This is a genomic window from Marinobacter sp. L-46 (assembly GCF_056859535.1).
The window spans coordinates 44,157-67,539 of sequence record NZ_JBSXOP010000041.1 but is presented as its reverse complement, the minus strand read 5'-3'; the positions used below and the strand labels follow the sequence as shown (position 1 = coordinate 67,539).

The following is a 23,383-nucleotide window of genomic DNA, read 5'->3' as shown; positions in this document are numbered from 1 at the left end:
CATGTTCGAGCGTTTAAGGGAAGACATCAACAGCGTATTCCATCGGGATCCGGCGGCACGGAACACCTTCGAGGTGCTTACCAACTATCCCGGGTTGCATGCCTTGTTGCTCCACCGGCTGGCTCACTGGCTCTGGAACCTGGGGCTGAAGTGGCTGGCCCGAACCCTGTCTACCCTGGCCCGCTGGTTTACCGGTATCGAGATTCATCCGGGCGCAACCATTGGCCGGCGATTCTTTATTGATCATGGTATGGGCGTGGTTATCGGCGAAACCACTGTTATCGGTGACGACGTCACCCTGTATCAGGGGGTTACGCTGGGCGGTACCAGCTGGAATAAAGGCAAACGCCATCCCACCATCGGAAATGGTGTGGTGGTTGGTGCCGGTGCCAAGATCCTGGGGCCGTTTGAAGTGGGAGAGGGCGCCAAGGTGGGGTCCAATTCCGTGGTGACCAAGGCGGTGCCTGCGGGCGCGACCGTCGTCGGTATTCCTGGCCGGGTGATTGTGAAGCGTCAGGGCGAAGATGATGTCCGTCGCAAGCAGATGGAAGAGCGGATGGGCTTCGATGCCTACGGGGTTACCGAAGAAATGCCGGATCCTGTGGCCAGGGCCATGCGTTCGCTGCTGGATCACATGCACGCGGTGGACGATCGCATCGAAAACATGTGCAAGGCCATTCGCAAGGTGAACAGCGAATACCAGAACGGCGAGTTGCCACCTTTGCACGAGGAAGATTTTGACTGCGTGCGGGATGAAACCGACACCGACGGAAAAGGCTGAATACTTGACTGTTTTAGTTGGTCAATTCATACTTCCGCATGCATATCGCGATTCATTCCCATTAACGGGGCTGAAATTATGAAGCTGACCACCAAAGGCCGCTACGCTGTAACGGCGATGCTTGACCTGGCTCTGCACGGAGCCCAGGGGCCGGTAAGCCTTGCAGATATTTCAGCCCGGCAGGAAATCTCCCTCTCGTATCTCGAGCAGCTGTTCTCCCGCTTGCGCCGTCATAGCCTGGTGGTGAGCGTGCGGGGCCCGGGTGGTGGCTATCGTCTGAGCCGCTCTGCCGATGACGTTTATGTCGCGGAAGTGGTGGATGCGGTCAGCGAATCCCTGGATACCACCCGTTGCGGTAATAAAGGCGACTGCCAGAATGGCGAAAAGTGCCTTACCCACCATTTGTGGTCAGACCTGAGCAGCCAGATTCATCAGTTTCTCAGCGAAATCAGCCTGGGCGACCTGATGCGAAAACACGAAATCCGCCAGGTGGCGGACCGCCAGAACCGTAAACAGTCTGATGGCGATCCGGATACCATCAATACCCGGCGTTTGATTGACCAGGCTCCGGCCTGATAACCGACACTTCCTTTGACTATGAAAACACCCGTATATCTTGATTATGCGGCGACGACGCCCGTTGATCCTGCCGTTGCCGATGAGATGGTCAAATATCTGACCATTGATGGAGTTTTTGGCAACCCCGCGTCTCGCTCCCACGGATACGGCTGGCAAGCCGAGGCCGCTGTTGAAGGTGCCCGCCGCCAGGTAGCCGACCTTATCCATGCCGACCCCAGGGAGATTGTCTGGACCTCCGGGGCAACGGAATCGGACAACCTTGCCATTAAAGGTGCCGTAGCCGGCCGGGCCAGTGCCCACGTGATTACATCGACGATCGAGCACAAGGCAGTTATTGATACCTGCAAGTGGCTGGAGCAACAGGGCGTAGAGGTTACCTGGCTGGCGCCGGAAGCCGACGGGCGTATTTCGGTTGAGGCGGTGGCGGGTGCACTCAGGGAAAACACCGTACTGGTGAGCCTGATGCTGGTGAACAATGAGCTGGGTTGTATTACCGATACGGCTGCAATCGGCGAACTGTTGCGTAACCGTGGCGTGTTGTTTCACGTGGACGCCGCGCAGGCCGCCGGAAAGATGCCGGTCGATGTCGCCGCACTGAATGTCGACCTGATGTCGCTTTCCGGACATAAGGTTTACGGCCCGAAAGGTGTTGGTGCGTTGTATGTGCGTCGGTCTCCAGAGGTCAGCATCGAGGCCCAGATGCATGGTGGCGGCCACGAGCGGGGCATGCGCTCCGGTACTTTACCTACCCACCAGATTGCCGGCATGGGGAAGGCTTTCGAGCTGGCCGGGCAAGGACTGTCTGACGAACTTATGCGCCTTGAAGCCCTGCGCGAGCGCTTTCTGGGCGGGCTGGAGTCGCTTTCCGGCGTTCATTTCAACGGCAGCCGGGAACATCGGGTGCCGGGCATTGTCAATCTGTCCTTTGAGGGTGTTGAAGCCGAGTCCCTGATGCTGGGCTTGCGGCAGGTGGCGGTGTCATCCGGTTCTGCCTGTGCTTCGGCTACGGTAGAGCCCTCGTTTGTGCTGCGTGGCATTGGTGTGAGTGACGAACTGGCCCATCGGGCATTGAGATTTTCCTTCGGGCGGTTCACCACCGATGAAGAAATCGACTTTGCCGTGGAGCAGATTGTGCAGGTTGTGTCCCGACTTCGTACGGTGCGGTAGGCAGTTGCACTCGGACTGCGTATAATCGCACCCCTGAATTTTTACCCTAACCAGACTGGAGAAACATCATGGCAAACGAGCGCACGCTCTCTATCATCAAGCCCGACGCGGTCGCCAAGAACGTTATCGGCGAAATCTACAGCCGTTTTGAAAAAGCCGACCTGAAAATCGTTGCGGCCAAAATGATGCACCTGACCCAGGAGCAGGCCGAAGGTTTCTATGCCGAGCACAAAGAGCGCCCGTTCTTTAACGACCTGGTTGCTTTCATGACTTCCGGTCCGGTTGTTGTGCAGGTTCTGGAAGGCGAAGGCGCCATCCTGAAGAACCGTGAGCTGATGGGTGCAACCAACCCGAAAGAAGCCGACGCCGGCACTATCCGTGCAGACTTCGCTTCTTCCATCGACGCAAACGCCGTTCACGGCTCCGACTCTGCAGCTTCTGCCGAGCGCGAAATTGCGTATTTCTTCTCCGACAACGAAATCTGCCCGCGCGGCTGATGTTGTCTGTTCAGGGGCAGCTTACGGCTGCCCCTGAATTGGTTATCTGATCGAGGTTATGTCATGACTGCCCCTGCCGAAAAAATCAATCTTCTGGGGATGCCCAAAGCCAAGCTCGAGGCATTTTTTGAAACCCTGGGGGAAAAACGTTTCCGGGCCCAGCAGGTGCTGCAGTGGATCCACCAGCGTGGCGTTGATGACTTCGATCAAATGACCAATATGAGCCGCGTTCTGCGCGAAAGGCTCAAGGAAATTGCTGAAGTGCGTGGCCCCGAGGTGGTTTACGACGAAACCTCGAAAGACGGCACCCGCAAGTGGGTTATGCGCATGGATAACGGCAACAGTGTTGAAACTGTGCTTATTCCTGATGGGGAACGTGGCACCTTGTGTGTGTCGTCCCAGATTGGCTGCAGCCTGGACTGTACTTTCTGTTCGACGGGAAAGCGGGGCTTTAACCGTAACCTGACAGCGGCAGAAATCATTGGCCAGGTGTGGGTGGCGCGCCGCGCTTTCATGCCGTTTGATCCCACCGATCGGCCGATTACCAACGTGGTCATGATGGGCATGGGAGAGCCCCTGCTCAACTTCGATAACGTGGTTGACGCCATGAACCTGATGATGGAAGACCTGGCTTACGGTATTTCCAAGCGTCGGGTTACCCTGAGTACCTCCGGTGTTGTTCCGGCCCTTGACCGGCTGGGTGAGGTTACCGATGTTTCACTGGCCATCTCTCTGCATGCCCCTAATGATGAACTTCGTAACACGCTGGTGCCGCTGAATAAAAAGTACCCGATTGCCGAGTTGCTGGCAGCGACCCGCCGCTACCTGGCGCGCCTGCCAGACAAGCGTAAGGCCACTATCGAGTACACGGTCATAGAAGGTGTGAACGACCAGCCAGAGCACGCCCGGGAGCTGTCCGTAATCTTGAAGGGGTTGCCCTGCAAGATTAACCTGATACCGTTTAATCCATTCCCGGAAAGCGACTTCCGCCGGCCCAGCATGAACGCAACCCGGCGCTTCCAGAATGTGCTGAACGAAGCCGGCTTCGTGACCACCATTCGAACCACCCGCGGTGATGACATCGACGCTGCCTGCGGGCAGTTGGTAGGCCGGGTGGAAGACCGGACGCGCAGAAGCCAGCGCTATATTGCCGTTCAGCAAGTTAATCCCTGAATACAGGGGAGCGGAAACAACCAAGGTAAGGTGTTTGTTGATGGTTAGAAATTCCAAGGTAAAACTGGCTGTATTGGCCCTGATTTTTTCAGGGATGCTGGTGTCCGGATGCGTAACCACCACAGACAGCCGTTTCAGCCGGGAGGCTGACCGCGACAAGGCCTTGAGCAGCTACGTTCAGCTGGCAACCGCCTACATCGGGCAGGGCAACCTGGAGCGGGCTCGGCACCACCTTGATCGCGCCCTGGAAATTGACAGCGGAAATGCCGAGGCATTGGCTGCCATGGGACTGGTGTACAGCTATGAAGGCGAAGAGCAGCTGTCCGAAGAAAGTTTCCGCAAGGCTGTGTCAGCGGACGGAAGCTATACCCGTGGGCGCGTCTATTACGGTGCCTTCTTGTACGGCCAAAAAGAATACGAAGGTGCCCGTAACCAGTTTTCCGTTGCGTCCCGGGATACCGGGTACAGAGAGCGCGGAGGTGTCTTTTACAATCTGGGCATGACAGAAGAGCGCCTGGATAACCTCGAAGGCGCAGAGGCAGCCTACCGCAGAGCCGTAGAGCTGACCCGCGGCGAAGCTCGCTCGTTGCTGTCTCTTTCACGTGTGCTGGTGGAACAGGACAATTACACCGAAGCGTCCCGGTATTACAGCCGCCTTCAGACCATGATTCAGGGCAATACACGACTGACCCATTCCGCAGAAAGCCTTTACACAGGCATCCGCATTGCCCGTTATTTCGGGGACAAAGACCAGGAAGCCAGTATGGCTTTGTTATTGCGGAACGAATTCCCGGAATCCACAGAGTATCAACAATACAAGGTGCTGATTGCCAATGACCGGTGACGAGCAGCTGAATAACGTATCCGCAGAACCTGTCGGACAGCAGCTCCGGCGGGCACGGGAGAAGGCAGGGCTGAGTCTGGCAGCGGTTGCAGACCAACAGCACCTTCGGGTGTCCGTGATTCAGGCGATTGAAAGCGGTGATTACAGCAAAATTGATACCGAGCTGTTCCTGAAGGGGTATGTCCGTGCCTATGCGCGGCAGGTAGGCCTGGATGCAGACTCGATTATCCGTGACCTGGACACCGAGCTTGAGCCTCGCCGCCAGGAGCGGGAGCAGGCGCTGCAGGCTAACCCGCTGGTAAATATCGAACGACGCCGGCGCCAGAAGCGTCGGGCCGCCAAGCTGATTCTCGTGCTGGTGGCCGCAGCTTTGATTGGCTTTCTGGCCTTTACTTATCTCGGCAGCAAAGACTCCGCGCTGCCAGCGACACCGCAACCGCAACCGGAAGCAGAGCAGCCCGAAGCCATCGAAGACCCTGTCGGGTTTCAGCCGGACCGCACTGCAACTGCTCCTCTGATTGAAGCTGACGAGCCCGCTGTGGTGGTACCAGAGCCTCAAGAACCTGGTGATGAACCCGTCTCAGAGGCAGGGCAGGTTGTAGCCGAAGAAAGCGCGACCATGGAACCTGGCACGGCCCCTGCAGCCGCCGCTGAGGCTGAGGACCAAGCCCTTGAAACCGCGCCGGTGGACGTTGCAGCTGTCGCTGAGCCGGTTACGGAAGAAACGGTTGCGGCTAACGAGCCGTCGGCAGCGGCCCGTCTGCAAATGACGTTCAGTGATGATTGCTGGATTCAGGTTACTGATGGCGCTGGTAACCGTCTGGCTGCCGGTCTACGTAACCGCGGCAACCAGCTGGACGTGTCCGGTGAGGCGCCACTGAGAGTGGTAGTTGGCGCAATGAGTGCCGTTGAAACCATCCAGTTCCGGGGCGAGACCCTGGACCCTGGCCGTTTCCGCGTAGTGAATAACCGAGCAGAGTTCACCCTAGAACCCTGAACGACCGCCTGAACAGATTGTTGGTTCCAGACCATGAAGCAAGATTCCCCGATCAAGAGACGTAAATCCCGCCAGATCATGGTGGGCAATGTGCCAGTGGGCGGAGATGCGCCCATTTCGGTACAGAGCATGACCAACACCAATACCTGTGATGTTGATGCCACCGTCGGCCAGATCAAGGCCCTTGAAGAGGCCGGTGCGGATATTGTCCGTGTGTCTGTGCCGTCTATGGAGGCGGCCGAGGCATTCGGCAAGATTCGTGAGCGGGTCTCGGTGCCGTTGGTTTCGGATATCCATTTCGACTACAAGATTGCGTTGCGGGTTGCCGAGCTGGGTGTTGATTGTTTGCGGATCAACCCCGGCAACATTGGCCGGGACGACCGGGTGAGTGCGGTGATCAACGCTGCCAAGGATCGCAATATTCCGATCCGCATCGGGGTGAATGCCGGGTCACTGGAAAAGGCATTGCAACGCAAGTATGGCGAACCGACCCCCGAGGCGCTTGTGGAATCTGCCATGCGCCACATCGATATTCTGGACAAGCACGACTTCCAGAACTTCAAGGTCAGCTTGAAGGCGTCCGACGTATTCATGACCGTCGCAGCCTATCGCCAGATTGCCTCACAGATCGAGCAGCCCTTGCACCTGGGCATTACCGAGGCGGGCGGTTTCCGGTCAGGTACCGTGAAATCCGCCATCGGCCTCGGCATGTTGCTGATGGATGGCATTGGCGACACCATACGGGTCTCACTGGCGGCAGACCCGGTACAGGAAATCAAGGTAGGCTTCGACATCCTCAAGAGCCTGCGTTTGCGTAGCCGCGGCATCAATTTCATTGCCTGCCCGAGTTGTTCACGCCAGAACTTCGACGTCATCCAGACCATGAACGACCTGGAAGCCCGTCTTGAAGATGTGAACACCTCACTGGATGTAGCCATCATTGGCTGTATCGTTAACGGGCCGGGTGAAGCCAAGGAAGCAGACCTGGGGCTGACCGGCGGCAGCCCGAAACACCTGCTGTATGTGGGCGGAAAGCCGAACCAGAAACTGGACAACACGGCACTGGCTGATGACCTCGAGCGGCTGATCCGCGAACAGGTTGCCAAGCGCCAGGAGCAGGAAGAAGCCGTTATCGCCCGGTCTTCAGACTGAGCGTTACAAAGACACCATTCAAAGATTTTCAGGGTTTAAACTTGGCTAAAATTCAGGCAATCCGGGGGATGAATGACATCCTCCCGGACCAGACCCCGGTCTGGCAGTATGTAGAGTCCACGGTAAGACAAGTGCTCGGCCAGTACGGCTATCAGGAAATCCGTATGCCGGTGGTAGAGCACACCGAGCTGTTCAAGCGCTCGATCGGTGAAGTGACCGATATCGTCGAAAAAGAAATGTATACATTCGACGACCGCAATGGCGACAGCCTGACTCTGCGCCCTGAAGGTACAGCCGGTTGCGTGCGGGCCGCAGAAGAGCATGGCCTGCTGTTCAACCAGACACGCCGTTTGTGGTACACCGGCCCGATGTTCCGCCATGAGCGGCCCCAGAAAGGACGGTATCGCCAGTTTCACCAAATCGGTGTCGAGTGCTTCGGCATGGCCGGCCCTGACATCGACGCGGAACTGCTGGTCCTGACCGCCCGCCTGTGGAAGGCGTTCGGGCTGACCGAGCATGCCCGGCTGGAAATCAATTCCATCGGTACCAGCGAATCCCGCAAGGTGTATCGGGAGGCGCTGGTTCGTTATCTCGAGCAGTATAAAGACCAGCTCGATGACGACAGCAAGCGTCGTCTTGGCACCAATCCGCTTCGCATCCTGGACAGCAAAGACCCGGCCACCCGTGAAATCCTGAACGGGGCACCGTTGCTGGATGATTACCTGGACGACGAATCCCGTGCCCATTTCGAGCAACTGAAAGCACTGCTGGATGCGGCCGGTGTAAGCTACACCGTCAATCCGGCACTGGTTCGGGGCCTGGATTACTACGGTAAAACCGTGTTCGAGTGGATCACTGACAGCCTTGGCGCCCAGGGCACCATCTGTGCCGGTGGCCGTTATGATGGACTGGTTCAGCAACTTGGCGGCAAGCCCACCGATGCGGTAGGTTTTGCCATGGGTCTGGAGCGGCTGATTCTGCTGCTTGAAACCCTCGACCTGGTGCCGGAGCAGGTCAACAACAACGCCGACGTATACGTAACCGCCATGGGCGAGCAGGCCGTTGCACCAGCCATGGCGGTGGCCGAATGTCTGCGTAATGAGTTGCCCGGAGTGGTGGTGGTCAGCCATTGTGGTGGCGGAAGTTTCAAGAGCCAGATGAAAAAGGCTGACCGGAGCAATGCTCGCTATGCAGTCATTCTGGGAGAGAACGAAATTGCCAGCGGCACGGTGGCCCTGAAACCACTTCGAAATGACGATCCCCAGCAGGAAGTTAACCAGTCCGAACTGGCTTCAGTCCTGAAGGGTTTGCTTTAAGTTTTCTTGATAACGCATTGTATTTTAATAATTAATCAGGAGTTTTCATGGCCGAGTTGCGCACAGAAGAAGAACAGGTCCAGGCGATCAAGGATTGGTGGAAAAAGAACGGCAGTTCGCTGCTGATCGGTATCGGCGCGGCACTCGCCATTGTCTTCGGCTGGCAAGCCTGGCAGAACCACCAGGCCCAGCAACGGGCGGAAGCAGCCAACCAGTTCGCCAATCTGCTGAACGCCTTTTCGGGTGAGCAGGGAGAATCTGACACAGACACCATGGCCTTTGTCGCCGAAACCCTGCGTGAAGAGCACTCCGACAGCGCCTATGCCATCTACGGCAACCTGGTGATGGCGCGCCAGCAACTGGCCGAACAGAACGATCCAGCCGCTGCAGTAGAATCTCTCAGCTGGGCGCTGGACAAGGCTGCTGATGACAAGGCGCTTTCCCTGGTCGTGCGCAACCGCCTGGCTCGGGCCCAGTTTGCCGCCGGCAACCACGACGATGCCCTGGCCACGCTTGATGGTGCTGGCGAAGCGGATGCCTTCAATGCCATTTTCTCCGAACTTCGGGGCGATATCCTGTTGGCCAAAGGCGACCAGGATGGTGCCCGGGAAGCCTATCTGACCGCCCGGGAACAGAACCAACAGGGCCGAAGCGGTGTCCTGGAACTGAAACTGTCTGACCTGGGCGTCGGGGAGGACGCCTGATGCCGGTATCCAGAAGCATCCGCTCGGGTTTCCTGGCGGCGGCATCCATTGCGGCAATGGCCCTGGCCGGATGCAGCACCACCGATACCTTTGAACAGCCTGCCCCCTTGCCGGAAATCGACGAGCGTGTGGAGTTCGACCGGGTGTGGTCCATGTCGGTTGGCGATGGCCACGACGGTGAGTTCCTGCACATGGCGCCGCTGTATGCGGGTGACACCTTGTATGCTGCCTCTGCAGACGGCGAGGTTGTCGCGGTCCAAAGCGAAAACGGCGAGCTGATCTGGGAGCAGGACCTGGACGAGCGTTTGTTTGCGGGCCCGGGTGCTGATGCCCGGCAACTGTACCTGGCAAGCCGGAATGCCGAACTGATCGCCCTGTCCAGTGAGGATGGCAGTGAACAATGGCGCGCGAGCCTGCCAACGGAAGTGGTAGCCGCGCCGCAGTCTAACGGTTCCCTGGTCGTGGCGCAGACCACCGATGGCCGGGTGATCGGTTTTGACGCCGGAAACGGTGACCAGCTCTGGCAGTACGATGCCCAGGTTCCGGTTCTGACCATGCGCACTGGCGCTGCTCCGCTGGTGGGTGGAGACGTGGTGATCGCGTCCTTTGCCAATGGCCGGGTCATTGCGTTGACGGCAGCCGCCGGGCAGCCGGTCTGGCAGTACGAAGTAGGCCAGCCGCAGGGCCGTACAGAGCTTGAGCGCCTGGTGGATATTGGCGGCCAGCCGCTGGTGCTGGATTCCGCCATTATGGTGGCGGGTTATCAGGGCAAGCTGGCCCTGGTGGATATTCGTTCCGGCCAGGAAATCTGGAGCAAGCCGGCATCAAGCTTCTATTCACCGGCAATCGGTAACGGCAATATCTACCTGGCCTCGGCCAATGGCGACATCCAGGCGCTTCGTGGCAATGACCGCAGGGAGCTGTGGGTTCAGGACCAGCTGTCCTGGCGCCAGGTAACCCGTCCGGCCGTTTCCGGAGACTATCTGGTGGTTGGCGATTTTGAGGGTTATCTGCACGTGTTGTCCGCCGAGGACGGCAGCCTGCAGGGCCAGGTGAAGTTCGACAGTGAGGGTATCCGCGTACCGGTTCAGGTTACGAGAGATGGTAACCTGCTGGTTTACGGAAACGGCGGCAAACTGTCAGTGCTCAGGCTTGAGCAGGACGACTGACAGCCCCATGAATTTACCCGGCTACGGCCGGGTTTCTGTTTTATTTGCATAGCAGACCAATATGACCCCAGTAATAGCCCTGGTGGGCCGCCCAAACGTTGGCAAGTCCACCCTGTTCAACCAGATGACCCGTTCCCGGGATGCCCTTGTGGCAGATTTTCCGGGCCTCACCCGTGACAGAAAATACGGGGAAGGTCATTACGAAGGGCAGAAGTTCATTGTTATCGACACCGGCGGTCTGACTGGTGACGAAGTCGGCCTGGACGCTGAAATGGCCAGGCAATCCCTGCAGGCTGTGGAAGAGGCCGATATCGTCCTGTTCCTGGTAGACGGTCGGGCAGGGCTGACGGCCGGTGACGAAATGATTGCTGACCATCTGCGCCGCTCCGGTAAGCAGGCGCACCTGGTGGTTAACAAAACGGACGGCCAGGATCCGGATGTTGCCGCAGCGGATTTCTACCGCCTGGGCTTTGAATCCAGCTTTACCATCGCCGCTGCCCATAACCGCGGTATCCGTACCTTGCTGGAAACCCTGCTGCCTGAACCGGTAGATCCGGAGGAGCAGGACCGGGCCGATCGTTATCCGGGTATCCGCATCGGCGTTGTGGGCCGTCCGAATGTAGGCAAGTCCACACTGGTTAACCGGATGCTGGGTGAAGACCGGGTGGTGGTTTATGACATGCCGGGTACCACTCGCGACAGCGTATACATTCCCTACGAGCGCCATGGTGAGCAGTACACCCTGATTGATACCGCCGGGGTACGGCGCCGTAAAAACGTTCACGAAGTGGTGGAGAAGTTCTCCATCATCAAAACCCTGCAGGCCATCGACGACGCCCACGTGGTGATCCTGGTGATTGACGCCCGGGAAGGTCTGGTAGACCAGGACCTGCACCTGATCGGCTTTGTGCTGGATGCCGGCCGGTCACTGGTGATCGCCGTCAACAAATGGGACGGCATGGATCCGGAAGACCGAAGCAAGGTGAAGGAGCAGGTGGCCCGTCGCCTCGATTTCCTGGATTATGCAGACAAGTACTATATCTCGGCGCTGCATGGCACCGGGGTAGGCACGATGTACGAATCGGTGCAGGCCTGCTACGAATCTGCCATGGCGAAGTGGCCCACAAACCGCCTGACGGCAATCCTGCAGGATGCCGTAGCCCAGCATCAGCCGCCCATGGTTCATGGCCGGCGTATCAAGCTGCGTTACGCACACCAGGGCGGCTCTAATCCGCCGGTGATTGTGGTGCACGGTAACCAGGTGGATTCGCTGCCCGGGGCTTACAAACGGTATCTGGAGAACACCTTCCGCAAGGTGCTGAAAGTGGTGGGATCGCCCATCCGCTTCGAATTCAAGTCCGGTGAAAACCCGTTTGCCAACAAGGTTGACCGGCTGACACCACGGCAGAAGGTCAAGAAGGATAACGACCTGAAGAAAGGTCGCAAGATCAAGAAAACCCGGCAGAAAAGCGTTAAACGCTGATCAACCGGGCTCTCCGCAGGACCGGGAGTGGTTCACGCCACTCCCGCTTCCTCTACCTGGCGCGCCTGAACGGCTGTCAGGGCAATGGTGAACACGATATCTTCCACCAGCGCACCCCGTGACAGGTCGTTCACCGGCTTTCTCAAACCCTGAAGCATCGGGCCAACGCTGACTACATTTGCGCTGCGCTGTACGGCCTTATAGGTGGTGTTACCGGTGTTGAGATCCGGGAACACGAACACCGTGGCCTTACCGGCTACCTTGCTGTCTGGTGCCTTGGATTTGCCGACACTTTCAATCGCAGCGGCATCGTATTGCAGCGGACCGTCGATCAGCAGGTCCGGACGACGTTCCCGGGCAATGCGGGTGGCTTCACGCACCTTGTCGACATCCTGCCCACTACCGGACTCGCCGGTGCTGTAACTGATCATGGCAACCACCGGCTCGATACCGAAGGCCTCCGCCGACTCGGCGCTCTGGATGGCGATGTCGGCCAGTTCTTCGGCGTTCGGGTCCGGGTTGATGGCACAGTCACCGTATACCAGCACCTGTTCCGGCAACAGCATGAAGAATACAGACGACACCACCTTGGCGTTGTCGTGGGTTTTGATCAGCTGCAGGGCAGGGCGCACGGTGTTTGCGGTAGTGTGGATGGCCCCGGAAACCAGGCCATCGGCTTCATCCATGGCGACCATCATGGTGCCGAGCACCACGTTGTCTTCCAGCATGGCTTCGGCCATGTCTTCGGTAAGCCCCTTGTGCTTCCTGAGCTCCACCATCGGTGCGATGTAGCGGTCGCGGACCGAGGCAGGATCCATCAGCTCCAGGTCTTCCGGTAACTCAAGCCCCTGTGCTGCCGCTACGGAGCGGATTTCCTGGGGATTTCCGATTAACACGCAGCGGGCCAGTTTGCGCTGGTGGCAAATAATGGCTGCGTGCACGGTACGGGGCTCGCAGCCCTCCGGCAATACGATTCGTTTATTGGCAGACCTCGCCCGCTCCGACAGCTGGTAACGGAAAGCCGGTGGCGACAGCCGGCTCTGGCGCTGAACCTTAAGGTGTTCCTGGAGCCAGTCGGTATCCACGCGGCGGGCAACCGACTCCATGGACTCCTCGATCCGTTCCGGATCATCAATCGGGATGGCGGACGACAGGCTGGCCAGCATATGGGCGGTTTCATAGGTGTTGGCATCGGAACGGAGTACCGGAAGGCCGGTATCCAGCGCCCTGCGGCACAGGTCGATGACCCGGTTGTCCGGCATCAGCCCGCCGGTAAGCATCAGGCCCGCCAGGGGCACACCGTTCAGGGCTGCCAGGGCCGTGGTCACAACGATATCTTCGCGGTCACCGGGGGTGACCATCAGGGTGCCAGGCTTCAGGGTGTCGGTCATATTCCTGATGGTGCGGGCACACACAGACACTTTCTGAACCCGCCGGCTGTGCATATGGCCTTCGTGCAATACCGGCACCCCGAGCTCCCTTGCAACATCGGACACCCGTGGCGCCAGCAGGTGTGGCTGCCAGGGAATCTCGGCCAGCAAGTGGAAGCGGCCAGACGTGAACACCTTGCAGGCCGAGCGGTAATCAATAACGTCTCCCTTCGCCGGACGGTGGTGGTCCAGGGTCATGCCGGATTTCTCCGGCGCGCCAATCTTGTTCAGGATGACGGCAATGACGTCCGGATCTGAGGGGGCGGCAAACAGGCGCGCAGAGAAATCCAGCTCCTCGTCAAGGTCGGAGGCGGAACAGCTTCTTGGTGCGCTCACCAGGATTACCTCGGAGCCCAGGTTGCGAGCCACTTCGACATTGAGTCGTGCGATGTAGGCTTCGCTCCGGTCTGGCACCAGGCCTTCGATGATAACGATATCGACCTGGTTGGCGACTTTCTGGTACTCGCCAACGACATTTTCCAGAAGCAGGTCACCCTTGCCTCGATTCAGCAGTTGCTGGGCTTCTTTCAGGGGAATCGGATCGGGTGGTTGCAGGTGGCTGCTGGCGGTGACAAACGCCGTGGAAGAATCGCGGCCGGCGTTATGGATGGCTTCGCCGCGGTGTACCGACTGGCTGAACGGTTTGTAGAAACCAACGCTCACGCCTTCACGCTCGAGGGCCCGGAGCAGGCCAAGACAAACGGAGGTCAGGCCGGATTCCATCGAGGTAGGTGCAATAAAAAGACTTTTTGCCATGGGTTGTCCTGTAAATCTGTCGGGTTCGGTCGTTCAGGCGGAGGCCAGGCGCTCGGCTTCCTGGGCAATAACCAGTTCTTCGTTGGTGGGAATCACCAGCACCGGGAACCGGGAGTCGGGGCTACTGACAAAGCCGTCGCTCATCCTGCCATGATCACGGTTCAGGCCGGTGTCCAGTTCAATTCCGAGCAGCCCCAGGTGTTTGACGGTTTCCTGTCGGATGCGGGGGCTGTTCTCACCGATACCGCCGGTAAACACCAGGGCGTGGAGTTGTGACAGCGAGGCCGTCATGGCACCGACATAGCGGGCAAGGCGGAAACAGAACACATCGATTGCCAGTTGTGAGGGTTCGTGGCCGTGATCAGCCAGCTCGCACAGGGATCGCATATCGTTGGTTTGCCCGGACAGGCCCAGCAATCCGCTGTCGTTGTTGAGCATACGGTGGGCTTCGGTGGCACTGACTCCCCGGGTAGCCAGGTAATCAAACAGGCCGGGGTCGACGTCGCCGCTTCGGGTGCCCATCACCAGGCCTTCAAGGGGCGTAAGGCCCATGCTGGTGTCAACGCTCAGGCCATCGCGGATGGCGGTGATGCTGCAGCCATTGCCCAGATGTGCCGAGATAATCGATGTGGTCGCCGGTGTTTTACCCAGCAGACGTGCGGCCTCCCGGGCCATAAAGTAATGACTGGTGCCGTGAAAGCCATAGCGCCGGATGCCCCATTGGGTATAGCAATGCTCGGGTAGCGCATAGCGATAAGCCCGCTCAGGCAGGGTGTGGTGGTAGGCGGTATCGAAGACGGCGGCGTGGGGGCGGTCCGGGAACAGGGCTCGCATGGCACGGATACCGGCGAGGTTGACCGGGTTGTGCAAGGGGGCCAGTTCAGCACAGGCTTCGATGGCCTGTTCGGTGGTATCATCCACCAGGACGGCTTCACGGAAGGTTTCGCCACCGTGTACAACCCGATGGCCGATAGCCTTGGGTGTGCCGGTCAGCAATTGCCGGTTCCGGAATTCATTCACCAGCGCCTGCAGGGCCTGTTCGTGACTGGCTCCGGCCGGCAGTTTCACCGGATTGTCGTCGCCGGAGATTCGTGCAAAGGCATCGCTGTTGTTCAACTTTTCGGCCAGCGCCGAAGCGATTTTCCGGTTTTTCTGATCAAAAAGTGCAAGTTTCAGGGAGGAACTGCCGCAGTTCACAACCAGTATTGATTCTTCCATGTTCTCGCCGTGTTGGTTCTAGGTGCTGGCCCGTTCGTTGGTGTCGAGCCATTGGATGAAATCCTGTTCCGGGAGCGGAGTGCTGTAGAAGTAGCCCTGAGAGTAATCGCAATGTTCTTCCTTCAGGAAGTGGGTCTGGGCTTCGGCTTCGACACCCTCTGCCACCACTTTCAGGCCAAGGCTGTGGGCCATGGTGATAATGGCGCGAACAAGCGAGGCATCGTCGTTTTCGGTCAGCACGTCCTGGATGAAGGACTTGTCGATTTTCAGGGTATCAAAGGGGTAGCTCTTGAGGTAGCTCAGAGCTGAGTAGCCGGTACCGAAATCGTCCACCGTCAGGCGGATTCCGGAACGGTCAAGCTTGCGAAGGATGTCAGCGGTTTCAATGGAGTTGTCCAGAATCAGTCGTTCGGTGATTTCCAGCTCCAGCAGCTTCGGGCTCAGCCCGCTGGCGTCGAGCGCCCGCATGACGGCATCGGTAAAGCCCGGATCCCTGAACTGACGCGGTGACACATTCACCGCCACACCGATCGGGTTTCCGGTCAGGGTTTGCCAGTTGCGGGCGGCTTTGCAGGCTTCCTGGATGACCCACTCGCCAATAGGAATGATCAGCCCTGTTTCCTCGGCCAGCGGAATGAAACGATCCGGCATCACCATGCCCAGGGCAGGGTTGTTCCAGCGCAGCAGGGCTTCGGCAGACACCAGCTTGCCGGAGTGGGTATCGATGATTGGCTGGAAATAGAGTTCGAACTCGCCGAGCTCCATGGCCTTGCGCATGTAGGATTCCATCTGCAGCCGCTCGTGGGAGATCTCGGTCATTTCCGGTGTGAAGCGGGAATAGGCGCTCTTGCCCTTGTGCTTGGCTTCGTACATGGCGGCATCGGCGTGCTGGAGCAGGGTGCCACTGTTATCGGAGTCCTGTGGGAAGGTGGCGATACCAATACTGGTGGTAACGAACACTTCCTGGCCGCCCAGCATGAACGGTGTCGAGAAGGTTTTGAGGATGCGATCAGCTACCTGGCAGGCGGCATCGGGGCCACTCAGGCCGGGCAGGACCACCAGGAATTCATCGCCGCCCAGGCGGGCGACGGTACTGGTGCCGCGAAGGCAGCTGGAGACCCGTTTGGAGGCTTCAATCAGCAGGGTGTCCCCGGCATCGTGGCCAAGGGTGTCGTTAATGTGTTTGAAGTTGTCCAGGTCGAGGAACATAACGCCAACCTGGGTTTCATCCCGGCGGGCCTGGGCGATAGCCAGCTTCAGGCGATCCAGTGCCAGCATGCGATTCGGCAGGCCGGTAAGCACATCGTAGTTGGCCTGGCGCAACAGTTGTTGTTCGTAGCGTTTACGGATGCTGATATCTTCACCGAGAATCAGGTAGCCGGTGGTATCGCTGTTGGAATCCTTGATGGGTGTTACCACCAGCTGTTCCCAGTAACGCTCACCATTGCGCCTTACGCTGTTCACTTCACCCTGCCAAACGCCAACCCGCTTCACCTGCAGCCGTATTGCCTGCCACAGGTGCCACGCTTCCCGGCTGTTCATGGATTGGTCCACCAGTGCGGACGGGTGTTTGCCGATGATGTCCTCCTGGGTGTAGCCGGTGAGCTGGCTGAATTTCTGGTTGGCGTATTCGATGTGCCACTGCCGGTCGCAGATCAGCACAGAAGAGGGGCTCTGTTCGATGGCCTGGGAGAACTTCAGGATATCGGCAGCGTCCCGCTCACGGCGTGCCACATCTTCGTTCAGTCGCTCACGCATCTCGTTGATGGCGTCTGTCACCAGGCCCAGTTCGTCCCGGCGATTGCCCGGGGTGTCCGGACGTTCCAGTTTGAGCGGCCGCGACAAAGTTTTCAGGGAAAGATCGCGGGTGTAACCGGCCATGGCGGTCAGGTGCCGGGTAACCAGGTGGCGGAAAATCCAGAGAATGAGGATGGAAATAAAGAAAATAGTGAAGAACTGGGTGGCGATGATGACGCCCACCCGGTGCCAGAGATCCTGGTAGACATGCTCCAGTCCGGCGGTGATGGTAATTCGGCCAAGGTTGAAGGGTTCGTCATCCCGGTAAACCAGGTCAAAGCTGTGGCTGAGCACGTCGCCCCGGGGGCTTTGCCCCATGATCAGTTCGGAATCCGGCTCTATGCGCAGGCGCAGGTGGTCGATATCGGGCAGGCTGAGAATGCCCTCCATCTGGGTTTGCAGGGATTTCTGGTCAAGGGCCCAGAGGCTGCGGGCAAGGCTGGACGAGTAGCCTGCTTCGATCACATCGAGCCTTTGCTGGATTTTGTTCAGGTCCTGGCGGTAGTCCGAATAGATCTGTATGCCGGAGGCCAGCAAAGTAAAGGCCGAGCTGAAGAGAAGGATCCATGCCAGGAGCCTGATAGAGAGAGGAGAGGCCGTACGAATACGTTTCAGACGTGTCGTAATCTCTGGCATTTCAGTGACCAGGCCACCTTGTGAAGTATCTGACATAACCAGGCGCTGCAAACCGTGTTGTGGTTTGGGCGTTAACCCAGCTTCCCTGCAAACGACTATAGCAACAGTTTATGACAACTGCCCTGCAAACTCAGGATAAATCAGAAGAATTGCCGGAAGAAGTCTCAGTTTGACACTTATTGCAACGGTGTTTCGGGCTTGATGCAGGTCAAGATGGTGTGGGCGGTAGGGGCGTAACCTGAGCTTAGTCAAGTTCGGAATCAAACAGGAGAACGGCCATGTATATGGACGCTGTAGTAATCGCAGGCATTGTAACAGTGTTGCTGATGATCGGATTTTTCGTAGGCGTTGGTGTCTTCATCATGAAAGATCAGAAACACCACGGTGCGAAGGGTGACGCCAAGCATCATCATGGAAGCCATGGCGGATAGCACCTTCGGGTGCTATCAAAGCTTGGGAAAAATTGGCGTCCCCTAGGGGGTTCGAACCCCTGTTGCCGCCGTGAAAGGGCGGAGTCCTAGGCCACTAGACGAAGGGGACGCAACGTTTTCAAAAGCTTGCCTCGTCGAGGTGGCGCGTATATTAAGTAAGGGCCTTGGGCCTGTCAACGCTTTTTTTCAAAAAAAATTCACTTCACGCTTTCTTGCAGGGCATCCGCTAACTCCGGGTACTTGAACCGGAATCCTTCTTTTTCCAGCCTTGCCGGAACCGCTCGTTGGCCGGTGAGCAACAGCCGGGCCATTTCCCCCAGCATCAACTGTAATGCGAATGCAGGTGCAGGCAGTATCGCGGGCCGGCTCAGCACCCGTGCCAGCCCCTTGGTAAATTCGGCATTTGTTACCGGTGCCGGGCTGACTACATTATAGGGGCCGTGAGCCTGTTCGTTTTCCAGCATCCAGATCAGGGCGGCGACAACGTCGTCTCTGTGCACCCAGGGCATATACTGGAGACCGCTTCCAAGCTTACCGCCCAGCCCCAGTTTGAAGGGCAGCAGCATTCGCTGCAGGAAACCTCCACCGGGGCCCGCCACCACGCCTGTACGGGACAGGCATACCCGTACACCGAGTTTCTCCGCCTCCAGAGCTGCCTGCTCCCAATCGCGGCAAAGCTCGTGGGTAAACTCGATATTGGGTGAGGTCTCTTCGGTAACTAATTGATCGCCCTGGTTTCCGTAAACACCTACCGCAGAGCCGGATACGAGTACCCCGGGTTTGGTCGCCCAGCTTTCCATGGCGCTGACCAGATCATGGGTCAGTGCGATGCGGCTGTCCCTGAGGGCTTGTTTTCGTTTATCAGACCAGCGCTTGTCTGCAACGCCTTCGCCGGCCAGGTTGATGACCGCATCAAAGCCGGGGCGACCGGAGGTCTGCCCAAGGTCGCCAATTACCTGAACGGGGCCACAAAGTTCCTTGACGATGTTGGGCGCCTGTCGGCTCAGCACTGTCAGTGACCAGCCCCGGCTGGCCAGTTCCTGGCAAAGAACCTGGCCAATGAAGCCGGTACCGCCGGTTATCAGAATTCGCTTTTCCATGTCTGCTTCCCTCGATGCAAACCGGGTGATCAGACTGCAGCGCGGCCCAGCTCGTCCTGGACAACGTCCCGGATGGCTTCACCCAGATGCGGGTTTTGACCAATAGGGTCTGCCAGCCGGATCTCTACACCGTGCTGTTTCTCGAGCTCTTCAATCATGGCCGGGACGTCTTTGCGTAAATGCCGGCCCGCAGCCAGGAACAACGGAATGATGGTAAAGCTGGTGGCGCCGCTTTCCTTGCCCCGGGCGACAATCGTCTCCAGGGAAGGCTCGGCCAGCTCCATATAGGCAATGGACGAGTCTTCGACTGACTCCAGGGTAGGCTTGGCCAGTTGTTCAAAGGTATCGCACCAGCGCTGGTCGCTGCTGCCGTGAGCCAGCAGAATAATGCGGTGAGGATTTGCCATGAGGTCTCCGGAATGATCAGATGGATTGGCTGCTACGTAATGACTGCAAAGTTATACGATGCTGTTGCCCTAAATGTATCAGGGAGTGGTTGAATGTTCGATTGGAAAGAGCTTTTGGATTACTGGTTTGGCCCCCTGGATGAGCAGGGCCTGCCGGATGCATTTCATCGTAATCGCTGGTTCCGGTCTGACAGAAAGTTCGACCAGGAGATTCGTCGCCGCTTTTTGTCCCTGGTTTTGTTTGCCTCCGAGGAGGGGCTGGAGCACTGGCGTACAGCTGCCGGCGGAGCCCTGGCGGAAATCCTGTTGCTGGACCAGTTTACCCGGAATATCTTCCGGGGCGCTGAGCTGGCTTTCGAGCACGATCGCCTGGCCAGACAATTGTGCCGGCGGGCGATGGACCAGGGCCAGGATGTTCAGTTACCGGCGGTTCAACGCGCCTTTCTGTATATGCCGTTACAGCACTCCGAGAAGATCAAGGACCAGGAATTGTCGGTGGAGTGCTATCGCCAGTTGGCGGCAAGCCACAACGGCTTGCTGGGAGATTTTCTTGAGAGCTTCCTGCAGTCAGCCCGGGACCATCACGACATCATTGCCCGGTTTGGCCGCTTTCCCCACCGTAACCGTGCCCTCGGGCGTAAGTCTACGGAGCAGGAGCTGGAATATCTGGAGGGAGGGCGGAGGTTTGGCCAATAATCCGCTTTCATAATTTCTTAAAAAAAACTGTTGACGCGCTGCGATCGATCAGTAGAATACGCAGCCGTTGAGAGGCAACGCCCTCACAAAGATCTGCGGGAATAGCTCAGTTGGTAGAGCACAACCTTGCCAAGGTTGGGGTCGCGAGTTCGAATCTCGTTTCCCGCTCCAGATTTCAAAAAACCCGACCCCAGTGTCGGGTTTTTTGCTTTCAGGCTCCGGATAACTCCCCTTTCTATTGTCTGTGTCAGCTATACTCGGCATCCTCATTTTTAAACTGATCTGTGCGAGCGCTCAAGATGAAGGTGCAGTCACTTTACCTGTATCCCGTAAAATCCCTGGCAGGTGTTGAAGTTCCAGGCTTTGAGCTGGACGATTTCGGCCCGAAAGGGGATCGCCGCTGGATGATCGTGGACGATCAGAACCGGTTTGTAACCCAGCGCCAGATGCCCAGACTTGCCCTGGTCAGTGCGGTGATGAGCGATGACGGGGTAGAGGTGCAGATTCCGGATCAGGGGCGCTTTCCCCTGGTTCCGCAGGAGGAACAGGTTCGGGTCGTGGTCTGGCGTGATACCGCCGATGCCCTGATGGGTGACCCTGCAGCAAGTGCGGCGTTAAGTGAGTTCTGTGGTGTCCCGCTTCGCTTTGTGTATATGCCCGATTCCAGTTTTCGCCGGGTCGATCCGGAGCGGGTCGCCGATAACCGGCGCGTGGGCTTTGCCGACGGCTTTCCGTTTCTGCTCGCCAATCAGGCGTCACTGGATGAGTTGAACACCCGTCTGACGCAGCCGGTATCCATAACACGGTTCCGGCCCAATATTGTTATAAAGGGCGTGCCGGCATGGGCCGAGGATGATTGGCGATCCCTGATGATCGGGTCTGTAGGATTTCGAGTGGTCAAACCCTGTTCCCGCTGCGTTCTGACAACCGTAGATCCCGAAACGGGCATCAAAGATGCCGGAACCGAACCCCTGAAAACGCTTTCTACCTATCGTAAAACGCCTGATGGCGTAATCTTCGGCCAGAATGCCATTCATTTGAGTAGCGGCAGAATCTCGGTTGGAGACAGTGTTGCCATTTCCCAACAGGAGTCGTGAACAAGGTGCCCTTACTGAACCTGGATAAAATTTCCCTTTCCTTCGGCATGCATCCCTTGCTGGATGAGGCCTCGCTGACCATCGAACCGGGTGAGCGGGTGTGTCTGTTAGGGAGAAACGGCGAAGGTAAATCGACGCTCCTGAAAATCGTCAGCGGTGATGTGACTCCTGATGGAGGCATTGTACGCCTGGAAGAGGGCTCGGTGCTGGCGGTATTGCCCCAGAACCTGCCGTCTGGCGACACCCGCACCGCCTACGATGTGGTGGCTTCGGCGTTTCCGGAAACCGGCGAGTTGCTGGCGGAGTTTCACTGCTTGTCCCAGCAGGCAGATGAAGCCAGCCTGGACCGGATGATGAAGGTTCAGGAGCGCCTCGAGAGCCTGGATGGCTGGCGCCTGGACCAGAAGGTCACCACGATCCTGGCCCAGTACGGCGTAGATCCGGACCGTACGCTGAATACCTTGTCTGGCGGCTGGCAGCGCCGGGTTTTGCTGGCCAGGGCGTTGGTGGCAGAGCCGGATATCCTGTTACTGGATGAGCCAACCAACCATCTTGATGTACCCGCGATTGCCTGGCTGGAAGAGGCTCTGGGCCAGTTTCGGGGTGCCATGCTGTTTGTCAGCCATGACCGGGCCTTTATCCGGCGCATGGCGACCCGGGTAGTCGAGCTGGACCGGGGGCAGTTGATCAGTTTTGCGGCCAACTATGACAAGTACCTGGAGCTGAAAGAAAAGGCGCTGGAAGATGAAGAGCGCCAGAACGCCTTGTTCGACAAGCGCCTGAAACAGGAAGAGGCGTGGATCCGGCAGGGCATCAAGGCCCGCAGAACCCGCAATATGGGCCGCGTAAGGGCACTCAGGGCCATGCGGGAAGAACATCGCCAGCGCCGGGTTCGCGGTGGTACCGCCAATTTCTCCGTTGAAGAGGCAGCCCGTTCCGGCAAGCTGGTGGCTGAAGCCCGGCAGGCAGGCTTTGCCTACCCGGGCACTGAGCCGGTTATCCGGGATATGACGCTGACCATTCTGCGAGGCGACAAGATCGGCCTGGTGGGGGAGAACGGAACCGGCAAGACCACGCTGGTGCGATTGCTGCTGGGTGAGCTTGAGCCTACCGAGGGTAGCATCCGGCTGGGCACCAATCTGCAGGTGGCGTACTTCGATCAGCTGCGGGGTGAGCTGGACCTGGAAAGCAACGCTCTGGATAACCTGGCCGAGGGCCGGGAATTTATCGATATCAACGGCCAAAGCAAACACGTTCTGGGTTACCTGCAGGAGTTCCTGTTCACCCCGGAACGTGCCCGTTCGCCGGTCAGTGTTTTCTCGGGTGGTGAGCGAGCCCGTCTGTTGCTGGCCAAGCTGTTCAGCAAGCCTGCCAACATCCTGGTTCTGGACGAACCAACCAACGACCTGGATGTGGAAACCCTGGAACTGCTTGAAGAACAGCTCTCCGAGTTCAAGGGTACGGTGATTGTGATCAGTCACGACCGGGAATTCCTGGATAACGTGGTCACCGACACGATCTTCCTGGATGGCACCGGTCGGGTGCGCGAGTTCGTTGGCGGTTACAGCGATTGGCGCCGGCAAGGCGGGGTGTTTCCGGCGGAGTCTTCCGGCAGCCGGCCGGACAAACAGGATAAGCGGGAAAAGACAGAGGCAACGACAAAGAAGCCTGAGGCTTCTGTCGCTCCGTCAGCAAAGTCCAAACCGGTGAAACTGAGTTACAAGCTCAAGCTCGAACTGGAGCAGTTACCGGGTAAAATCGAGGCTTTGGAGCGGGAAGTGGCGGAGTTTCAGCAAGCGATCTCCGCGCCGGATTTTTATTCCGGAGATCCGGAGAAGGTTTCGAAGACACTGGAGCAGTTGTCTGACGCAGAAGCCCGCCTTGAGCAGGTCATCGAGCGCTGGATGGAGCTGGAAGAGCAGGCGGGGCAGTAGCAGCCCCGCCATCGCCTTT

Annotated in this window: 21 protein-coding genes and 2 tRNA genes; 17 read left to right on the top strand and 6 right to left on the bottom strand. The window is 58.2% G+C overall.

What is annotated here, in order from left to right; all coding sequences use genetic code 11:
- Position 1: 1 nt before the first annotated feature.
- The 12 genes from cysE (at position 2) to der (ending at position 11,862) form a co-directional block, all read left to right on the top strand.
- Complete coding sequence (cysE, locus tag AC13DJ_RS04505) at positions 2–781, top strand: serine O-acetyltransferase (protein ID WP_058340527.1); 780 nt, start codon at positions 2–4, stop codon at positions 779–781.
- Between the two features lie 78 nt (positions 782–859).
- Positions 860–1,357, top strand: coding sequence for a Fe-S cluster assembly transcriptional regulator IscR (iscR, locus tag AC13DJ_RS04500; RefSeq protein ID WP_022989203.1), 498 nt, complete (start codon positions 860–862; stop codon positions 1,355–1,357).
- A 21-nt stretch (positions 1,358–1,378) separates the two neighbouring features.
- Entirely contained in the window at positions 1,379–2,527 is a 1,149-nt protein-coding gene (locus tag AC13DJ_RS04495; RefSeq protein ID WP_058340528.1) for an IscS subfamily cysteine desulfurase, read from the top strand.
- Between the two features lie 68 nt (positions 2,528–2,595).
- Positions 2,596–3,024 (top strand): nucleoside-diphosphate kinase, encoded by a 429-nt coding sequence (gene ndk / locus AC13DJ_RS04490; protein ID WP_022989205.1) that lies wholly within the window; start codon positions 2,596–2,598, stop codon positions 3,022–3,024.
- A gap of 63 nt (positions 3,025–3,087) precedes the next feature.
- Positions 3,088–4,197, top strand: a complete 1,110-nt coding sequence (gene rlmN / locus AC13DJ_RS04485; RefSeq protein WP_022989206.1) for a dual-specificity RNA methyltransferase RlmN — start codon at positions 3,088–3,090, stop codon at positions 4,195–4,197.
- 40 nt (positions 4,198–4,237) lie between these two features.
- Complete coding sequence (pilW, locus tag AC13DJ_RS04480) at positions 4,238–5,041, top strand: type IV pilus biogenesis/stability protein PilW (RefSeq protein WP_199457324.1); 804 nt, start codon at positions 4,238–4,240, stop codon at positions 5,039–5,041.
- Complete coding sequence (locus AC13DJ_RS04475) at positions 5,031–6,038, top strand: RodZ domain-containing protein (protein ID WP_199457325.1); 1,008 nt, start codon at positions 5,031–5,033, stop codon at positions 6,036–6,038. Before pilW ends, AC13DJ_RS04475 begins: the two co-directional genes overlap by 11 nt.
- Positions 6,039–6,071: 33 nt before the next feature.
- Positions 6,072–7,190 carry a flavodoxin-dependent (E)-4-hydroxy-3-methylbut-2-enyl-diphosphate synthase gene (gene ispG, locus AC13DJ_RS04470; RefSeq protein WP_022989209.1) on the top strand — a complete coding sequence of 373 codons (1,119 nt, stop codon included), beginning with the start codon at positions 6,072–6,074 and terminating at the stop codon, positions 7,188–7,190.
- Positions 7,191–7,231: 41 nt separating this feature from the next.
- The gene (gene hisS, locus AC13DJ_RS04465) at positions 7,232–8,506 is read left to right on the top strand and encodes a histidine--tRNA ligase (RefSeq protein ID WP_474539276.1); all 1,275 of its coding nucleotides are present in this window, start codon (positions 7,232–7,234) and stop codon (positions 8,504–8,506) included.
- Positions 8,507–8,553: 47 nt separating this feature from the next.
- Entirely contained in the window at positions 8,554–9,210 is a 657-nt protein-coding gene (locus AC13DJ_RS04460) for a YfgM family protein (protein ID WP_022989211.1), read from the top strand.
- Complete coding sequence (gene bamB, locus AC13DJ_RS04455) at positions 9,210–10,379, top strand: outer membrane protein assembly factor BamB (protein ID WP_199457327.1); 1,170 nt, start codon at positions 9,210–9,212, stop codon at positions 10,377–10,379. Before AC13DJ_RS04460 ends, bamB begins: the two co-directional genes overlap by 1 nt.
- Before the next feature lie 61 nt (positions 10,380–10,440).
- Positions 10,441–11,862, top strand: coding sequence for a ribosome biogenesis GTPase Der (der, locus tag AC13DJ_RS04450; RefSeq protein ID WP_022989213.1), 1,422 nt, complete (start codon positions 10,441–10,443; stop codon positions 11,860–11,862).
- A gap of 32 nt (positions 11,863–11,894) precedes the next feature.
- Here der and pta read toward each other — a convergent pair whose 3' ends face one another.
- Genes pta through AC13DJ_RS04435 form a run of 3 tightly spaced genes read right to left on the bottom strand, consistent with a single transcriptional unit; the run spans position 11,895 to position 17,735 of the window.
- Entirely contained in the window at positions 11,895–14,048 is a 2,154-nt protein-coding gene (pta, locus tag AC13DJ_RS04445; RefSeq protein WP_482934000.1) for a phosphate acetyltransferase, read from the bottom strand.
- Between the two features lie 33 nt (positions 14,049–14,081).
- Positions 14,082–15,266, bottom strand: a complete 1,185-nt coding sequence (locus AC13DJ_RS04440; protein ID WP_474539271.1) for an acetate kinase — start codon at positions 15,264–15,266, stop codon at positions 14,082–14,084.
- 18 nt (positions 15,267–15,284) lie between these two features.
- Positions 15,285–17,735, bottom strand: coding sequence for a bifunctional diguanylate cyclase/phosphodiesterase (locus AC13DJ_RS04435; protein ID WP_474543775.1), 2,451 nt, complete (start codon positions 17,733–17,735; stop codon positions 15,285–15,287).
- 242 nt (positions 17,736–17,977) lie between these two features.
- Between AC13DJ_RS04435 and ccoM the strand changes: the two genes are divergently transcribed.
- Positions 17,978–18,130 carry a cytochrome c oxidase subunit CcoM gene (gene ccoM / locus AC13DJ_RS04430; RefSeq protein WP_474539268.1) on the top strand — a complete coding sequence of 51 codons (153 nt, stop codon included), beginning with the start codon at positions 17,978–17,980 and terminating at the stop codon, positions 18,128–18,130.
- 33 nt (positions 18,131–18,163) lie between these two features.
- Here the strand turns inward: ccoM and AC13DJ_RS04425 are convergent.
- The 3 genes from AC13DJ_RS04425 to AC13DJ_RS04415 all read right to left on the bottom strand — a co-directional run bounded on the left by AC13DJ_RS04425 (position 18,164) and on the right by AC13DJ_RS04415 (position 19,637).
- A tRNA-Glu gene (locus tag AC13DJ_RS04425) sits at positions 18,164–18,239 on the bottom strand.
- 88 nt (positions 18,240–18,327) lie between these two features.
- Positions 18,328–19,230, bottom strand: a complete 903-nt coding sequence (locus AC13DJ_RS04420; RefSeq protein ID WP_474543777.1) for a TIGR01777 family oxidoreductase — start codon at positions 19,228–19,230, stop codon at positions 18,328–18,330.
- Positions 19,231–19,259: 29 nt separating this feature from the next.
- Positions 19,260–19,637, bottom strand: a complete 378-nt coding sequence (locus AC13DJ_RS04415) for a sirohydrochlorin chelatase (protein WP_058340537.1) — start codon at positions 19,635–19,637, stop codon at positions 19,260–19,262.
- Between the two features lie 93 nt (positions 19,638–19,730).
- Here AC13DJ_RS04415 and AC13DJ_RS04410 point away from each other — a divergent pair, with 93 nt between their 5' ends.
- The 4 genes from AC13DJ_RS04410 to abc-f all read left to right on the top strand — a co-directional run bounded on the left by AC13DJ_RS04410 (position 19,731) and on the right by abc-f (position 23,364).
- Positions 19,731–20,333: a DUF924 family protein gene (locus tag AC13DJ_RS04410; RefSeq protein ID WP_474539264.1), complete on the top strand. Its 603-nt coding sequence runs from the start codon at positions 19,731–19,733 to the stop codon at positions 20,331–20,333.
- Between the two features lie 95 nt (positions 20,334–20,428).
- Positions 20,429–20,504: transfer RNA gene (locus tag AC13DJ_RS04405), tRNA-Gly, on the top strand.
- A 128-nt stretch (positions 20,505–20,632) separates the two neighbouring features.
- The gene (locus tag AC13DJ_RS04400; protein WP_482934001.1) at positions 20,633–21,430 is read left to right on the top strand and encodes an MOSC domain-containing protein; all 798 of its coding nucleotides are present in this window, start codon (positions 20,633–20,635) and stop codon (positions 21,428–21,430) included.
- Between the two features lie 5 nt (positions 21,431–21,435).
- A complete protein-coding gene (abc-f, locus tag AC13DJ_RS04395) occupies positions 21,436–23,364 on the top strand; it encodes a ribosomal protection-like ABC-F family protein (protein ID WP_474539261.1) in 1,929 nt (642 codons plus the stop codon).
- Positions 23,365–23,383: the final 19 nt, after the last annotated feature.

Excerpts from the sequence above, each read along its gene's own strand:
- cysE (WP_058340527.1), top strand. The coding sequence starts at position 2 with ATGTTCGAGCGTTTAAGGGAAGACATCAACAGCGTATTCCATCGGGAT.
- iscR (WP_022989203.1), top strand. The coding sequence starts at position 860 with ATGAAGCTGACCACCAAAGGCCGCTACGCTGTAACGGCGATGCTTGAC.
- AC13DJ_RS04495 (WP_058340528.1), top strand. The coding sequence starts at position 1,379 with ATGAAAACACCCGTATATCTTGATTATGCGGCGACGACGCCCGTTGAT.
- ndk (WP_022989205.1), top strand. The coding sequence starts at position 2,596 with ATGGCAAACGAGCGCACGCTCTCTATCATCAAGCCCGACGCGGTCGCC.
- rlmN (WP_022989206.1), top strand. The coding sequence starts at position 3,088 with ATGACTGCCCCTGCCGAAAAAATCAATCTTCTGGGGATGCCCAAAGCC.
- pilW (WP_199457324.1), top strand. The coding sequence starts at position 4,238 with ATGGTTAGAAATTCCAAGGTAAAACTGGCTGTATTGGCCCTGATTTTT.
- AC13DJ_RS04475 (WP_199457325.1), top strand. The coding sequence starts at position 5,031 with ATGACCGGTGACGAGCAGCTGAATAACGTATCCGCAGAACCTGTCGGA.
- ispG (WP_022989209.1), top strand. The coding sequence starts at position 6,072 with ATGAAGCAAGATTCCCCGATCAAGAGACGTAAATCCCGCCAGATCATG.
- AC13DJ_RS04460 (WP_022989211.1), top strand. The coding sequence starts at position 8,554 with ATGGCCGAGTTGCGCACAGAAGAAGAACAGGTCCAGGCGATCAAGGAT.
- bamB (WP_199457327.1), top strand. The coding sequence starts at position 9,210 with ATGCCGGTATCCAGAAGCATCCGCTCGGGTTTCCTGGCGGCGGCATCC.
- der (WP_022989213.1), top strand. The coding sequence starts at position 10,441 with ATGACCCCAGTAATAGCCCTGGTGGGCCGCCCAAACGTTGGCAAGTCC.
- pta (WP_482934000.1), bottom strand. The coding sequence starts at position 14,048 with ATGGCAAAAAGTCTTTTTATTGCACCTACCTCGATGGAATCCGGCCTG.
- AC13DJ_RS04440 (WP_474539271.1), bottom strand. The coding sequence starts at position 15,266 with ATGGAAGAATCAATACTGGTTGTGAACTGCGGCAGTTCCTCCCTGAAA.
- AC13DJ_RS04435 (WP_474543775.1), bottom strand. The coding sequence starts at position 17,735 with ATGTCAGATACTTCACAAGGTGGCCTGGTCACTGAAATGCCAGAGATT.
- ccoM (WP_474539268.1), top strand. The coding sequence starts at position 17,978 with ATGTATATGGACGCTGTAGTAATCGCAGGCATTGTAACAGTGTTGCTG.
- AC13DJ_RS04420 (WP_474543777.1), bottom strand. The coding sequence starts at position 19,230 with ATGGAAAAGCGAATTCTGATAACCGGCGGTACCGGCTTCATTGGCCAG.
- AC13DJ_RS04415 (WP_058340537.1), bottom strand. The coding sequence starts at position 19,637 with ATGGCAAATCCTCACCGCATTATTCTGCTGGCTCACGGCAGCAGCGAC.
- AC13DJ_RS04410 (WP_474539264.1), top strand. The coding sequence starts at position 19,731 with ATGTTCGATTGGAAAGAGCTTTTGGATTACTGGTTTGGCCCCCTGGAT.
- AC13DJ_RS04400 (WP_482934001.1), top strand. The coding sequence starts at position 20,633 with ATGAAGGTGCAGTCACTTTACCTGTATCCCGTAAAATCCCTGGCAGGT.